Origin of the sequence: Brachybacterium sp. EE-P12 (assembly GCF_003711805.1) — a bacterium.
In the GTDB taxonomy this organism is placed as follows: domain Bacteria; phylum Actinomycetota; class Actinomycetes; order Actinomycetales; family Dermabacteraceae; genus Brachybacterium.
This window is the reverse complement of sequence record NZ_QXCP01000004.1, coordinates 927,943-941,196: the sequence shown is the minus strand read 5'-3', so window position 1 is coordinate 941,196 and position 13,254 is coordinate 927,943. Positions and strand designations below refer to the sequence as shown.

Genomic DNA, 13,254 nt, shown 5'->3' with positions numbered 1-13,254 from the left:
GGGTCCCGACGGGGGCGGCACCGCGAGGTGTCGCCCCCGTCGTCATGAGGCGAGCCCTCTCGGGCCGGTCGTGGGGCCGATGCCCGGATGCGATACCGTCCTGCGGATGACCGGCACCAGCACCCCCTCGACCCCCGCGATGATCGACGCGATGATCGACGCGGTGATCGACTGGTACCGCAGCAGCGCCCGCGTCCTGCCCTGGCGCGAGCCAGAGGCCTCGGCCTGGGGCATCCTCGTCTCCGAGGTGATGCTCCAGCAGACCCCCGTGGTGCGAGTGCTGCCGCGCTGGCAGGAGTGGATGCGACGCTGGCCCGCCCCCGTCGACCTGGCAGATGCGCCCACCGCCGAGGTGCTGCGGGTCTGGGACCGGCTCGGCTATCCGCGGCGCGCGCTGCGACTGCAGGACTGCGCCCGGCAGATCGTGCGGGCCCACGGCGGCGAGGTGCCCCGCGGCGAGCAGGCGCTGCGCGCCCTGCCGGGGATCGGCGAGTACACCGCGGCCGCGGTCACCGCCTTCGCCCACCACGAACGCGCCGTCGTGGTGGACACGAACATCCGCCGCGTGCTGGCGCGGGCGGTGAGGGGACGCGCGCTGCCGGACCGCTCCTACAGCGCCGCCGAGCGGGTGCTGGCCACGAGCGTCCTGCCCTCCGAGCGCGGCCGGTCGGTCGCCTGGAACCAGGCTGTGATGGAGCTGGGCGCACTCGTGTGCACGGCCCGCTCGCCGCGCTGCGAGCAGTGCCCCCTGCAGGCTCGGGGCTGCGCCTGGGTCGCTGCGGGGCGGCCCGCTCCGGAGGAGGACACCCGGCGTCGGCAGGCCTTCGAGGGCACGGATCGTCAGCTGCGCGGAAGGATCATGGCGCTGCTGCGGGAGCACGGCGAGACGTCCCCCGCAGCACTGGCCGCACTGGATCCTGAGGACCCCGTGCGCGTGGAGCGCTGCATCCGCTCCCTGCTGGCCGATGGGCTCGCCGTCCGTGCGGGCGAGGAGCACGCGAGCGGCGCCGGAGCCGGCGGGGTCGGGACCAACGTCGCGCGGGAGGCCGGAGCGGACGGCGCCGCCGCACCCGACGGGCTCCGTCTCCCCTGACCCCGGTGCGCGTCGGCGCCTCGGGCGGTCCGGCGCTCAGGCGGAGGCGTCCAGGCGCTTGATCATGCGGGTGTTGCCGAGGGTGTTGGGCTTGACCCGGGCGAGGTCGAGGAACTCCGCGATCCCCTCGTCCGCCGAGCGCAGCAGCTCCACGTAGATCTCCGGGTCGACCGTCTCCTCCATGACCTCGAAGCCGTGACGGCCGAAGAACTCGACCTCGAAGGTCAGGCAGAACACGCGCTCCAGTCCGAGCTGGCGGGCACGGTCCAGGAGGGACTCGAGGATCCGGTGGCCGAGACCGGTGCCTCGGACGGAATCGGAGACGGCGAGGGTGCGCACCTCGGCGAGGTCCTCCCACATCACGTGCAGGGCGCCGCAGCCGACGATCGTGCCCTCCTCGTCGGTCGCGACCAGGAACTCCTGGACCGCCTCGTAGTAGGAGACGAGGTCCTTGCCCAGGAGGATCCCGGTGTGGGTCATCGGCTCCACGAGCCGGTTGATCCCGCGCACATCGGCCGGCCGAGCCGGCCGGATCCGCACGGCGGCGCTCCCGCCGCTGCCGCTGCCTCCGTCGTCCTCGGTGCTCGCGGTCATGAAGGGCTGTCCTCTCCCTGGGCGGTGGTCGTCAGCGGCGAGGTGCCGCGCTCCTCGGGCGTCTCCTCGGCCTCGCGTCGTGCCGCACGCCGGTCCAGCCAGCGGTGCACGCCGGAGATGATCCGCTCGAGCAGCAGGGCCATCACCACCGCCGCGACGAGAGCGACGGTGATCGCCAGGAGGTGGTTGTCCTCGAACCAGGCCCCGGCCACCGCGCCGATCGCGCACGAGTAGACGGCCCACACGAAGGTGGACAGCAGGGAGCGGGGCCAGAAGTGCCGGTGCGGATAGTGCACCGCGCCGGCCACGAGGTTCACGGCGGTGCGTCCGAAGGGGATGTACCGGGCCGTCATGAGGAACAGCAGCGCCCGCTTGTCCAGTCCGCGTTCCGCCGCCTCGACCGCGCGTCGGCCCCTGCCCTCGCGCAGGAAGCGGAACCGCTCCCAGCCGATCTTGCTGCCCAGCAGGTAGCCGAGGTTGTCCCCTGTGAACGCCCCCGCCCAGGCGGCGAGGCAGACCAGGAGGAGCGACGGTCGGCCGGAGCTCGACCACAGCGAGGAGAGCGTCACGATCGTCGACTCGCTCGGCACGCTCGGGAAGAACCCGTCCAGAGCCGAGAAGGCGTAGACGACGAGATGGACCCACCAGGCGTCGCCGATCTCGAGGATCCAGTCCTCGAGGACGTCCGTGAGCGAGAGGAGTCGGTCGATCAGCGCTCCCATGGGTCCTTCCCGTCAGGTGTCCTGCAGGCCTCGGCCGGGCCGGTGCGCTCCGGGACGGGGCCCGGAGCCGGCATGCCCGGTCCGGGGACATCCCGCAGGCGGTCGTGCGACCGGCCGCGGGATCGGCCTCGGCCCGGGCCCCTCGGAAGGGGACCGGGCCGAGGACTGTGCTCAGGAGGCGCTCGCCTCCGCGCTGTCGGGCGCGTTGTCGGAGGCGTCCGTGCCGTCGGCGTGGGTGGCGTCCTCGGCGCGGGCCTGCGTCATCGACTCCACGTCCACGACGTCCGAGATCGGCTCGAGGGAACCGTCCTCGCTGCGACGGGAGAAGGTGAGGTCTCCCAGCAGCCCCTCGCCCTCGGCGTCGACCACGATCTGATCGCCCACCTGGACCTGCCCGAAGAGGATCCGCTCGGAGAGGGAGTCCTCGATGTCGCGCTGGATGGTGCGGCGCAGCGGCCGGGCGCCCAGCACGGGGTCGTAGCCCTTCTCGGCCAGCAGGTCCTTCGCGGCCTGGGTGAGCTCGAGGGCCATGTCGCGATCGTGCAGGCGGCGCGAGAGCTTCGCGACCTCGAGGTCGACGATCTGCACGATCTCTTCCTTGGACAGCTGCGGGAAGACCACCACGTCGTCGACGCGGTTGAGGAACTCGGGCTTGAAGTGCTGCTTGAGCTCCTCGTGGACCTTCGCCTTCATCCGCTCGTAGTCGGTGGAGAGGTCGCCGCCGGCGGTGAAGCCCATGGAGACGCCCTTGGCGATGTCCCGGGTGCCGAGGTTGGTGGTCATGATGATGATGGTGTTCTTGAAGTCCACCACGCGGCCCTGGGAGTCGGTCAGGCGACCGTCCTCCAGGATCTGCAGCAGCGAGTTGAAGATGTCCACATGGGCCTTCTCCACCTCGTCGAAGAGCACCACGGAGAACGGCTTGCGGCGCACCTTCTCGGTGAGCTGGCCGCCCTCGTCGTACCCGACGTAGCCGGGGGGCGAGCCGAACAGCCGTGAGGCCGTGTGCTTCTCGCCGAACTCGGACATGTCCAGCTGGATGAGGGCCTCCTCGTCGCCGAAGAGGAACTCCGCGAGCGCCTTGGCCAGCTCCGTCTTCCCCACGCCCGTGGGGCCGGCGAAGATGAACGAGCCGCCGGGGCGCTTGGGGTCCTTCAGGCCCGCACGGGTGCGGCGGATCGCCCGGGAGATGGCCTTGATCGCCTCGTCCTGGCCGATGACGCGCTTGTGCAGCTCCTGCTCCATGTTCAGCAGGCGCGAGGACTCCTCCTCGGTGAGCTTCACGATCGGGATGCCGGTCGAGGCGGCGAGGACCTCGGCGACGACCTCCTCGGAGACGGTGGTCACCGCGTCGGACTCGCCGTGGCGCCAGGCCTTCTCCTTCTCGTCGCGCTCGGACTTGAGCTTCTGCTCCTCGTCGCGGAGGTTCGCGGCGAGCTCGAAGTCCTGCCCGTCGATCGCCTCCTCCTTCTTCTTGCGCGCCTCCTCGATGCGCACGTCGAACTCCTTGAGCTCGGGCGGCGCGGTGAGGCGGCGGATGCGCAGGCGGGCACCGGCCTCGTCGATCAGGTCGATGGCCTTGTCCGGCAGGAAGCGGTCGTTGACATAGCGGTCGGCGAGGTTCGCCGCGGCGACCAGGGCGCTGTCGGTGATGGTCACCTTGTGGTGCGCCTCGTAGCGGTCCCGCAGGCCCTTGAGGATCTCGACGGTGTGGGCCACGGAGGGCTCGTCGACCTGGATCGGCTGGAAGCGTCGCTCGAGCGCGGCGTCCTTCTCGATGTGCTTGCGGTACTCCTCGAGGGTGGTCGCCCCGATGGTCTGCAGCTCGCCGCGGGCCAGCATCGGCTTGAGGATGCTGGCGGCGTCGATCGCGCCCTCGGCGGCACCGGCCCCGACGAGCGTGTGGATCTCGTCGATGAACAGGATGATGTCGCCGCGGGTGCGGATCTCCTTGAGCACCTTCTTCAGGCGCTCCTCGAAGTCGCCGCGGTAGCGGGAGCCGGCCACGAGGGAGCCGAGGTCGAGCGTGTAGAGCTGCTTGTCCTTGAGCGTCTCGGGGACGTCCCCGGCGACGATCGACTGGGCGAGGCCCTCGACGACGGCGCTCTTGCCGACGCCCGGCTCGCCGATCAGGACGGGGTTGTTCTTGGTGCGGCGGCTGAGCACCTGCATGACCCGCTCGGCCTCCTGCTCGCGGCCGATGACCGGGTCGAGCTTGCCGTCGCGGGCGGCCTGGGTGAGGTTCCGGCCGAACTGGTCCAGCACGAGCGAGCCGGAGGGCTGGCCCTCGGCGGGGCCGCCGGCGGTCGCCGGCTCCTTGCCCTGGTAGCCCGAGAGGCGCTCGATGACCTCCTGGCGCACGGCCGACGGCTCGGCCTTGAGCCGGGAGAGCACCTTGACCGCGGTGCCCTCGCCCTCGCGCAGCAGGCCGAGCAGGATGTGCTCGGTGCCGATGTAGTTGTGGCCCAGCTGGAGCGCCTCGCGCAGGCTCAGCTCGAGCACCTTCTTCGCGCGGGGGGTGAAGGGGATGTGGCCCGACGGGGTCTGGTTCCCCTCGCCGATGATGTCCCGGACCTGCTCGCGCACCGCGTCGAGGGTCACGCCGAGCGCCTCGAGCGCCTTGGCGCCGACGCCCTCGTTCTCGTGGATCAGGCCCAGCAGGATGTGCTCGGTGCCGATGTAGTTGTGGTTGAGCAGGCGGGCCTCGTCCTGCGCCAGGACGACGACGCGGCGAGCCCGGTCGGTGAACCGTTCGAACATGGTCCTCCCCCATTCGGTGGTGGTGATGGATCGAGAGTACGCGGATCGGACGAGGATTCCCCGTGTGTTCGCCGCTGGCGTGACGTTCAGACGCCCCGATGCTGCGGGGCCGGACGACGCGCCGGGGCTCCCGACGGGGGTCCCGCCCACGACGACGGTGTCGGCGGCAATGGCGCCATGGCCTCTGACCCGGAGCCCAGGCCCCAGTCCTCCCACGTCTCTGATCAACCCTCGACTGATTCAACCGCCGAGCACCTCCCGCAGCCCTGATAGGCCGACACTGGCCGCCAAGTGATCGGAGGTCTGCTTGACATACATCCGATCACTGCGCATGCTTCTCATGCGGTGCTCACCGTTGAGGACCGAGGAAGGACCCCCGAAGATGATCAGCACCGAGGCGCCCCCGACCGGGAAGGCCTCCCCTGCACCGTCCCCGCCGCGACGGATCCGCGAACCTCGTTCGGATCGCGTGCTCAACATCGTCCTGATCGCCGCGCTGGCTCTGTTCACGCTCACCATCGTCTACCCGTTCGTGTACATCGTCAGCGCCTCGATGTCCTCCCCGCAGGCGGTGTCCTCCGGCGAGATGTGGCTGTGGCCCATCGGCTTCAGCCTCGACGCGTACTAGGCGGTGCTCGACTACCCGGACATCACGAGGGGCTTCCTGAACTCCCTGCTCTACTCCGGCAGCTCGATGCTCATCGGGACCGCGGTGACACTGGCCGGCGGCTACGCCCTCTCCCGCGCCGATCTGTGGGGACGTAATCCGATCACCTTCGTCTTCATCCTCACGATGATGTTCTCCGGCGGCATGATCCCCACCTACCTGGTGGTGCGTGATCTCGGGATGCTCAACACGATCTGGGCGATGATCCTGCCCGGTGCCGTGAGCGTGTGGCAGCTGATCGTCACCCGCACCTTCTTCCAGACCACCATCCCGCACGAGCTGCTCGAGTGCTCGCGCCTGGACGGGGCGAGCGACCTGCGGTTCTTCTCGCAGATCGTGCTCCCGCTGTCGAAACCGATCATCGCCGTGAACCTCCTGCTCTACGGCGTCGCGACCTGGAACTCGTACTTCAACGCGCTGATCTACCTCACCGACGACTCCCTGTACCCCCTGCAGCTGGTGATGCGGAACATCCTCCTGGGCAACAGCTTCGACCCCTCACGGGTCCCCGGCATCTCCCCCGAGCAGGTGCTCGAGATGCAGCAGCTGGCCAACCAGCTGAAGTACGCCCTCATCATCATCGCCTCGATCCCCCCGCTCATCGCCTATCCGTTCGTGCAGAAGCACTTCGTCAAGGGCATGATGATCGGCTCCCTGAAGGGCTGACCGCGCCGTGACCGACACAGACCACAGAACCTTCGTCGACCAGCTGCGGATCGACGACGAGCCCCGCACGAAGAAGAAGCAGCAGACTCCTGCGCTGGAGGGACGGCGCAAGACCCCCCTCTCGCAGCGTCTGCGCAACAACTAGCAGCTGTACCTGCTGCTGCCTGCTCTCGTCTGGGTCGCGATCTTCGCGTACTGGCACATGTACGGCATCCAGATCGCGTTCCGCAACTACACTCCCGTCGGCGGGCTCACCGGCTCCGAATGGGTGGGGCTCGACCACATCGAGCGCTTCGTCACCAGCTACAACTTCGGGCGCCTGCTGTGGAACACGCTCGTGCTGGCCTTCTACGAGCTCCTCGCCGGGATCCCCATCCCGATCATGTTGGCCCTCGCCCTGAACGCCGTGCGGCAGAAGTACTTCTCGCGCGTCGTCCAGCTGATCACCTACGCGCCGAACTTCATCTCGGTCGTGGTCGTCGTCGGCATCCTCGTGATGCTGCTCGATCCGCAGACCGGGATCTTCCCCCACGCCCTCTCCCTGCTGGGGATCGATCCGCCCGCGTTCCTCACCGATCCCGGCTGGTTCCGCCACACCTACGTGTGGTCCGGCGTCTGGCAGACGGCCGGCTTCAGCGCGATCATCTACCTCGCCGCGCTGTCCTCCGTGCCGCCGGAGCTGCACGAGGCCGCGAAGGTCGACGGCGCCTCGCACCTGCGCCGCATCTGGCACATCGACCTGCCGGCGATCCTCCCGATCGCCGTGGTGCTGATGATCCTCGCGGTCGGCTCGATCATGAGCGTCGGCTTCGAGAAGGTGCTGCTCATGCAGAACCAGCTCAATCTGGTCACCTCCCAGGTCATCGACACCTACGTCTACGAGGTCGGGCTGAACAGCCCGATCCCCCAGTACAGCTACGCCACGGCGATCGGCCTGTTCCGCAGCGTCATCGGCCTGGTCCTGCTGATCGCCGTGAACCATCTGGCTCGTCGGATCACGCGCACCGGCCTGTTCTGACCCTCCCGTCGCGATCGGGAGCCCCGCACGTCACACCCGCCACGCATGTCATCCCCCGAGGAAGAGTGGAGACCATGAACGAAACCCCCCGCCCTCAGCTGTCCCGTCGAGGTGTCCTGGGCCGAGCCGGCGCCGTCGGTGCCGCGGCGGTCATCGCCCCTGCCGTGCTCGCGGCCTGCGGCGGCGACTCCGGCGCCGATGCAGAGGTCGTCGGCGAAGCCGACTACGAGCCCGGGAGCGCCGAACCGGTGGTCGAGCTCGGCCCCGAGACCGAGGGGATCAACTACCCGCCCGACTACCAGGGCCCCAAGGCCCGCGCCCTCGTACCCTTCGGAGACGGCGAGACCGAGTTCTCCGTCCTCGGACGCTCGATCCCCGAGCTCGACTACCCCACGAACTACTACGCGAACCTTCTCGAGGAGACCACCGGCGTCAAGGTCGCCTACCAGCCGGTCCCGCTGGGCGAGGACGGCATCACCACCGTCAACGCGATGCTCTCCGGCGGCGAGCTCCCCCACGCTCTGATGACCGGCATGGGCCTGTTCACCGTCTCGCAGGTCGCCGTCTACGGACAGCAGGGCATGTTCCTCCCGCTGGACAAGCTGATCGACGAGCACGCCCCGCACATCCGGGACATGTTCGAGCAGTTCCCGCAGATGCGCGAGCAGTTCACGTCGCCGGACGGCCGGCTCTACGCCGTGCCGTCGATGAACGACTGCTACCACTGCAAGACCGGTGACGTCCGCACCTGGTACAACTCCGCCTGGCTCGAGGAGGTCGGCGCCTCGGTCCCGGAGACCCTCACCGACTACGAGGCCCTGATGGAGGAGTGGAAGAGCTGGTCCGGGCTGCCGGACAGGGCGGGGCTCACGGTCACCACCTCGGACACCCTGTTGAACCTGGTCAACTTCTTCATGGGGTCGTTCACCGAGGTCAGCTCCACGCACCTGTTGCTGCGCGACGGGAAGGTGGCCTGGGTGCCGACCGAAGACGCCTACCGGCAGGGCCTGATCTGGATCCAGGAGCAGTTCGCCAAGGGGCACTTCGCCCAGAGCATGCTGTCCATGACGACCGAGCAGCTGCAGCAGATGGGCGACGACCCCGAGGGGCCGCGCTTCGGTGTCGTGTACGGCAACTCCCAGGGAGCCTTCGCCACCACCCTGGACTTCGAGAACTCCAAGAACGCCGCGAGCAGGATGCAGCCGCTGCCCCCGATGGAGGGGCCCGACGGGCTTCGCACGTGCCACTGGGACTGGTACCAGCTGGGCTCCCCGAACTTCGTGATCACCTCCTCCTGCCCTGATCCCGTGCAGATGATCCGCTGGGCCGACTATCAGTTCGAGCTCGGCATGACCATCTCCATGGGACGCGGCGAGCAGGGCACGGGCTGGGACTACGCGGGGACCGACGCCGTCGGCATCGACGGCCAGCAGGCGCTGTACGAGGTCCTCCCCGGCAGCACCGAGCTGACCAACCAGGGATGGTGGGAATGGGGTCCCTTCTTCAAGTCGATGTCCCAGCGCCATGGCGAGGCCGTCATGGAAGGCTCCTCCTCGATCGAGCCCTCGCTCTTCGCCGCCGGGGAGGCCTACGAGCCCTACCGACTGGACCAGGAGCTCGTGCTCCCCACGCTTGCCTTCGACATGGAGCAGTCCGCGCAGGTGGGCGAGATCGAGACCAACCTGATCCAGCACCTCGAGCAGTCCATCGCGTCGGCCGCCTCCGGGCGCACCGACTTCACCAAGGATGCGGACTGGCAGGCCTACGCGGACCAGTTCACCACCATCGGAGTGGAGAACCTGCTGGAGATCTACCAGTCGGCGCTCGACGAGCAGTACTGAGCGGGCGCTTCACACGCAGACGCCGACGGCGCGACTCCGAGGGCCGGGGTCGCGCCGTCGGCATCTGCGACGACCGGGTCAGGCCTCCGGCGCCGAGGTCGGCGCCAGATAGGCATCGCCCAGGTCGGGGACGGGCGCTCCGGTCGCGTCGTGGACCCGCACCGCCTCGAGGACGGCCGCCTCGCCGTCGAGCTCGATCCGCAGCCCGCTGGTGCGGACCACGGCGGGCAGACGGTGGAGGCGGCGCACGCCGATCGTGCCTCCGACGGCGAGCTCGGTGCCGTCCTCCGCCAGCACTCGGTGCCTGTGCACGCGCTGGCCCTCCTCGAGCCGCTCGACGAGTTCGATGTGGTCGAGGCTGGTCTCGTCCCCGAGCGCGACCTGGACGACGCCGTCGTCCTGGGACACGAGCTCACCCTCGTGCGGGGAGCCGAAGCGCTCGTGCAGAGCGCGGGCGAGCTCGCGCACCCGTGCGGCATCCTGCGGGTCGATCCGCCCACGCCTGTCCGGCGGGATGTTCAGCAGGAGGTTCGCCCCGAGGCCGATGGAGCGGTCGTGGATCGCGAGCAGGTGCGGAAGCGACTTGGGCTCCTCGCCCGGCTGCCAGAACCATCCCCGGCGCAAGGAGACGTCGCACTCGGGCGGCAGGTAGCGGGGCACCGCCGACTCGATGACGTCGTCGTCGTAGTTGTTGAGATCCGCCGAAGCGGTCACGTAGTGCACCGGATCGCAGGCGAGGCCGTCCTCGTTCCCCACCCACCGGATGGTGGCCGGCCCCATGTTGAAGATCATCGCCCCGGGCTGCAGCTCCTCGATCAGCTCCCCGATCCGCTCCCAGTCGTAGTTCCGCCCCGCCGAGCCCGCTCCGTCGAACCAGAGCTCGTGCAGCGGGCCGTAGGCCGTGCACAGCTCACGCAGCTGGGTGAGGTAGAACTCGTCGTAGGCCGCCGGGTCCTCGTACTGCGGGGCATGGCGGTCCCAGGGCGACAGGTACAGCCCGAGCTTCAGGCCGTGGCGACGGCACGCCTCGGCGAGCTCGCCGATCAGGTCTCCCCCGCCGTCCTTCCACGGCGAGGACGCGACCGAGTAGTCGGTGGTCGCGGTGGGCCACAGGCAGAAGCCATCGTGGTGCTTGGCGGTGAGGACGACGTACTTCGCGCCGAGCTCAGCAGCCAGAGCGGCCCACTCCTCGACGTCGAGGTCGGTGGGGTCGAAGAGCTGTGGGGAGAGCGTGCCGTCGCTCCATTCCCGACCGGCGAAGGTGTTGACCCCGAAGTGGAAGAAGACCCCGAGACCGTCACGCTGCCAGGCGAGCTGCGCGGGTGTGGGGGCGAGGACGTGCTCGGAGCGGCTGAGCGATTCCGGATGCGACGGTGCAGTCATGTACACATCACATCAAAGATCGGGTCTCTCTTCCAGGGCCTCGCGCCCATCTCCCGAGAATCCGAGGTGACAGTGACGAACACCGCATCCATTCGCGCGAGACATCGGGGCTCTCGCGGTGCCCGCGCCTTCGCGGAGCCCGGTTCGGGATACGCTCCGAGACATGAGCGGACGAGGCGGGACGAGCGGCCCCACCCAGGTGCCCGGGTGGGTCCTTCGCGCCAACGCGGTGATCGACCGCCTCCTGCTGGTGGTGAAGGTCAACCTGCTGTGGCTCCTGCTGAGCCTGGCGGGGCTGATCGTCCTGGGAGTCGCCCCGGCTTCGGTCGCCGTGGCAGAAGTGCTGATCGCCGACCGGCACGGGGCCGGGGTGCGTGTGCTGCCGCGGATGTGGGCCTCCTTCCGGGCGCAGTTCCTGCGCGCGAACGTGCGCCTGCTGCCGCTGCTGATCGTCCAGGCGGGCTCCGCATCGATGCTCTGGATCGTCCTGACCGGCGGCGCGCCCGGCACGGCGATGACGATCGTGCTCAGCGGACTCGCGGTGATGAGCCTGGGCTGGTCGCTCCTGAGCTCGGCGATGATCGTGGCGGTGCCACGGCTGCTGCGCCAGGATCTGCTGATCACCTGGCGCCTCGCTCTGCTGCTGCCGGGGGCGCTCCCGGGCCGGTCCGTGCTGCTGGTCCTGGCCCTGACCGCCTGGACCCTGCTGTGCGCGATGCTGCGGCCCCTCGCGCCGCTGTTCGGCGCAGCCGTCGCGATCGATTTGGCCACGGCCCTGCTGAGCGGCCGCGTCACGGGTCTGCTCGAGGAGATCGACGGCGCCGGCTCGACCGACGGCTGAACCGAGGGGCACCGCCCCCGGACGTGCTCGGGCGGTGCTCGACACCCCGGGACACGAGATACCCTGATCGGCACGATCACCCTGTCACCCTGCGCCGCGCGAGGAATGCGCGGCTCCTCGTGGGCAGGACACGCGCTAGCGCGAACGGAGAGACATGGCAGACCTGGACGTGACCCGAGCGGATGCGGTGCTGATCGGCGGCGGCATCGCCAGCGCGACCCTCGCCGCGATGCTCACCGAGCTGGAGCCGGAGTGGGAGATCGTGGTCCTGGAGCGGCTGGACTCCCTCGGCGCCGAGTCCAGCGATGCCTGGAACAACGCCGGAACGGGGCACAGCGCCCTGTGCGAGCTGAACTACACGCCGCAGGACGTGGACGGCTCGGTCAGCCCGGCGAAGGCCATCGCGATCAACGAGCAGTTCCAGGTCTCGCGCCAGTTCTGGTCCCATCTGGTGGAGAACGACCGCATCGGCTCCCCCTCGCGGTTCATCCACACCGTCCCGCACATGAGCTTCGTGCACGGGATGGAGAACGCCGACTACCTGCGCCGCCGCCACGAGGCGCTCGTCGCGAACCCGCTCTTCGACCGCATGGAGTTCACCACCGAGCACGCGCAGCTCGCCGAGTGGGCGCCGCTGGTCTCCGAGGGCCGCCCGGTCACCGAGACGATCGCGGCGACCTGGTCGCCCGACGGCACGGACGTCGACTTCGGGGCGCTGACCCGCGAGATGCTCGCCTTCGCCTCCCGCGCGGGGACCACCGTCTCGACCGGCTCCGAGGTCGTCGACCTGCGCCGCATGGGCACCGACTGGGGCGTGATGGTCCGCTCGAGCGCCGACGACTCCGTCCGCGTGGTCCGCGCCCCGTTCGTGTTCGTCGGCGCGGGCGGCTATGCGCTGCCGCTGCTGCAGAGGTCCGGGATCGAGGAGATCCGCGGCTTCGGCGGGTTCCCGATCTCCGGGCAGTGGCTGCGCTGCACCGACCCCGAGACCATCGCCCGCCACGACGCCAAGGTGTACGGCAAGGCGGCCGTCGGGGCTCCGCCGATGAGCGTCCCCCACCTCGACACCCGCTACGTGGGCGGGAAGCGGTCGCTGATGTTCGGCCCGTACGCGGGATGGTCACCGAAGTTCCTCAAGACCGGCCGGTACACCGACCTGTTCGAGTCGATCAAGCCCTCGAACCTCACCCAGATGATGGCCGTCGCCCCGCCGAACCTGGACCTCATGGTCTATCTCGGCTCGCAGCTGGCCGCGACCCATCACAAGCGCTTCGAGGCGCTGCTGGAGTACATGCCCGACGCCCGGGAGTCGGACTGGGAGGAGGTCACCGCCGGTCAGCGCGTGCAGGTGATCGCCCCGGATGCGAAGAAGCACGGCGTGCTGCAGTTCGGCACGCAGCTGATCGCCGCGGCCGACGGGTCGATCGGCGGGATGCTCGGCGCCTCCCCCGGCGCCTCCACCGCGACCAGCATCATGCTCACGATGCTCGAGCGCATGTTCCCCCAGCGCATCGAGACCTGGCGCCCCGCGCTGCAGGAGATGGTGCCCAGCTGGGGCACCCATCTCTCGGAGGACCGCGACCTCGCCCACCGGACCCTTGAGCGCACGGCCGCCGCGCTCGACCTCAGCCACTGAGCCGCTGAGCATCACCGCCGACACCGCGTCCCC

The 13,254-nt window shown here is 69.6% G+C and carries 12 protein-coding genes; 8 read left to right on the top strand and 4 right to left on the bottom strand.

Features of this window, described 5'->3' with window-relative positions:
- Positions 1–106 precede the first annotated feature (106 nt).
- Positions 107–1,093: an A/G-specific adenine glycosylase gene (locus tag D1648_RS07350; protein WP_241155385.1), complete on the top strand. Its 987-nt coding sequence runs from the start codon at positions 107–109 to the stop codon at positions 1,091–1,093.
- Positions 1,094–1,129: 36 nt separating this feature from the next.
- On the opposite strand, the gene D1648_RS07345 is transcribed toward D1648_RS07350, so the two are convergent.
- From D1648_RS07345 to D1648_RS07335, 3 genes are all read right to left on the bottom strand, one after another.
- Positions 1,130–1,687 (bottom strand): amino-acid N-acetyltransferase, encoded by a 558-nt coding sequence (locus tag D1648_RS07345; protein ID WP_122940110.1) that lies wholly within the window; start codon positions 1,685–1,687, stop codon positions 1,130–1,132.
- Positions 1,684–2,409: a DedA family protein gene (locus tag D1648_RS07340; protein ID WP_122940109.1), complete on the bottom strand. Its 726-nt coding sequence runs from the start codon at positions 2,407–2,409 to the stop codon at positions 1,684–1,686. The genes D1648_RS07345 and D1648_RS07340 overlap by 4 nt, the downstream gene beginning before the upstream one ends.
- Positions 2,410–2,580: 171 nt before the next feature.
- Positions 2,581–5,169 (bottom strand): ATP-dependent Clp protease ATP-binding subunit, encoded by a 2,589-nt coding sequence (locus D1648_RS07335; RefSeq protein ID WP_122940108.1) that lies wholly within the window; start codon positions 5,167–5,169, stop codon positions 2,581–2,583.
- A 382-nt stretch (positions 5,170–5,551) separates the two neighbouring features.
- On the opposite strand from D1648_RS07335, the gene D1648_RS18020 reads away from it, so the two are divergent.
- The 5 genes from D1648_RS18020 to D1648_RS17870 all read left to right on the top strand — a co-directional run bounded on the left by D1648_RS18020 (position 5,552) and on the right by D1648_RS17870 (position 9,361).
- Positions 5,552–5,797, top strand: a complete 246-nt coding sequence (locus tag D1648_RS18020; RefSeq protein ID WP_206424783.1) for a hypothetical protein — start codon at positions 5,552–5,554, stop codon at positions 5,795–5,797.
- A 3-nt stretch (positions 5,798–5,800) separates the two neighbouring features.
- Entirely contained in the window at positions 5,801–6,502 is a 702-nt protein-coding gene (locus D1648_RS07330; protein ID WP_206424782.1) for a carbohydrate ABC transporter permease, read from the top strand.
- Positions 6,503–6,509: 7 nt separating this feature from the next.
- Positions 6,510–6,647 (top strand): hypothetical protein, encoded by a 138-nt coding sequence (locus tag D1648_RS18145; RefSeq protein ID WP_241155384.1) that lies wholly within the window; start codon positions 6,510–6,512, stop codon positions 6,645–6,647.
- Between the two features lie 57 nt (positions 6,648–6,704).
- Entirely contained in the window at positions 6,705–7,520 is an 816-nt protein-coding gene (locus tag D1648_RS07325; RefSeq protein ID WP_241155383.1) for a sugar ABC transporter permease, read from the top strand.
- Between the two features lie 74 nt (positions 7,521–7,594).
- Positions 7,595–9,361, top strand: coding sequence for an extracellular solute-binding protein (locus tag D1648_RS17870; protein ID WP_164518612.1), 1,767 nt, complete (start codon positions 7,595–7,597; stop codon positions 9,359–9,361).
- Positions 9,362–9,439: 78 nt separating this feature from the next.
- Here the strand turns inward: D1648_RS17870 and D1648_RS07315 are convergent, their stop codons facing one another.
- On the bottom strand, positions 9,440–10,744 hold the full coding sequence (locus D1648_RS07315; RefSeq protein ID WP_122940107.1) for an alpha-L-fucosidase: 1,305 nt from the start codon (positions 10,742–10,744) through the stop codon (positions 9,440–9,442).
- A gap of 163 nt (positions 10,745–10,907) precedes the next feature.
- On the opposite strand from D1648_RS07315, the gene D1648_RS07310 reads away from it, so the two are divergent.
- Positions 10,908–11,585 (top strand): DUF624 domain-containing protein, encoded by a 678-nt coding sequence (locus D1648_RS07310; RefSeq protein ID WP_122940106.1) that lies wholly within the window; start codon positions 10,908–10,910, stop codon positions 11,583–11,585.
- Positions 11,586–11,739: 154 nt separating this feature from the next.
- Positions 11,740–13,221, top strand: a complete 1,482-nt coding sequence (locus D1648_RS07305; RefSeq protein ID WP_122940105.1) for a malate:quinone oxidoreductase — start codon at positions 11,740–11,742, stop codon at positions 13,219–13,221.
- Positions 13,222–13,254 lie beyond the last annotated feature (33 nt).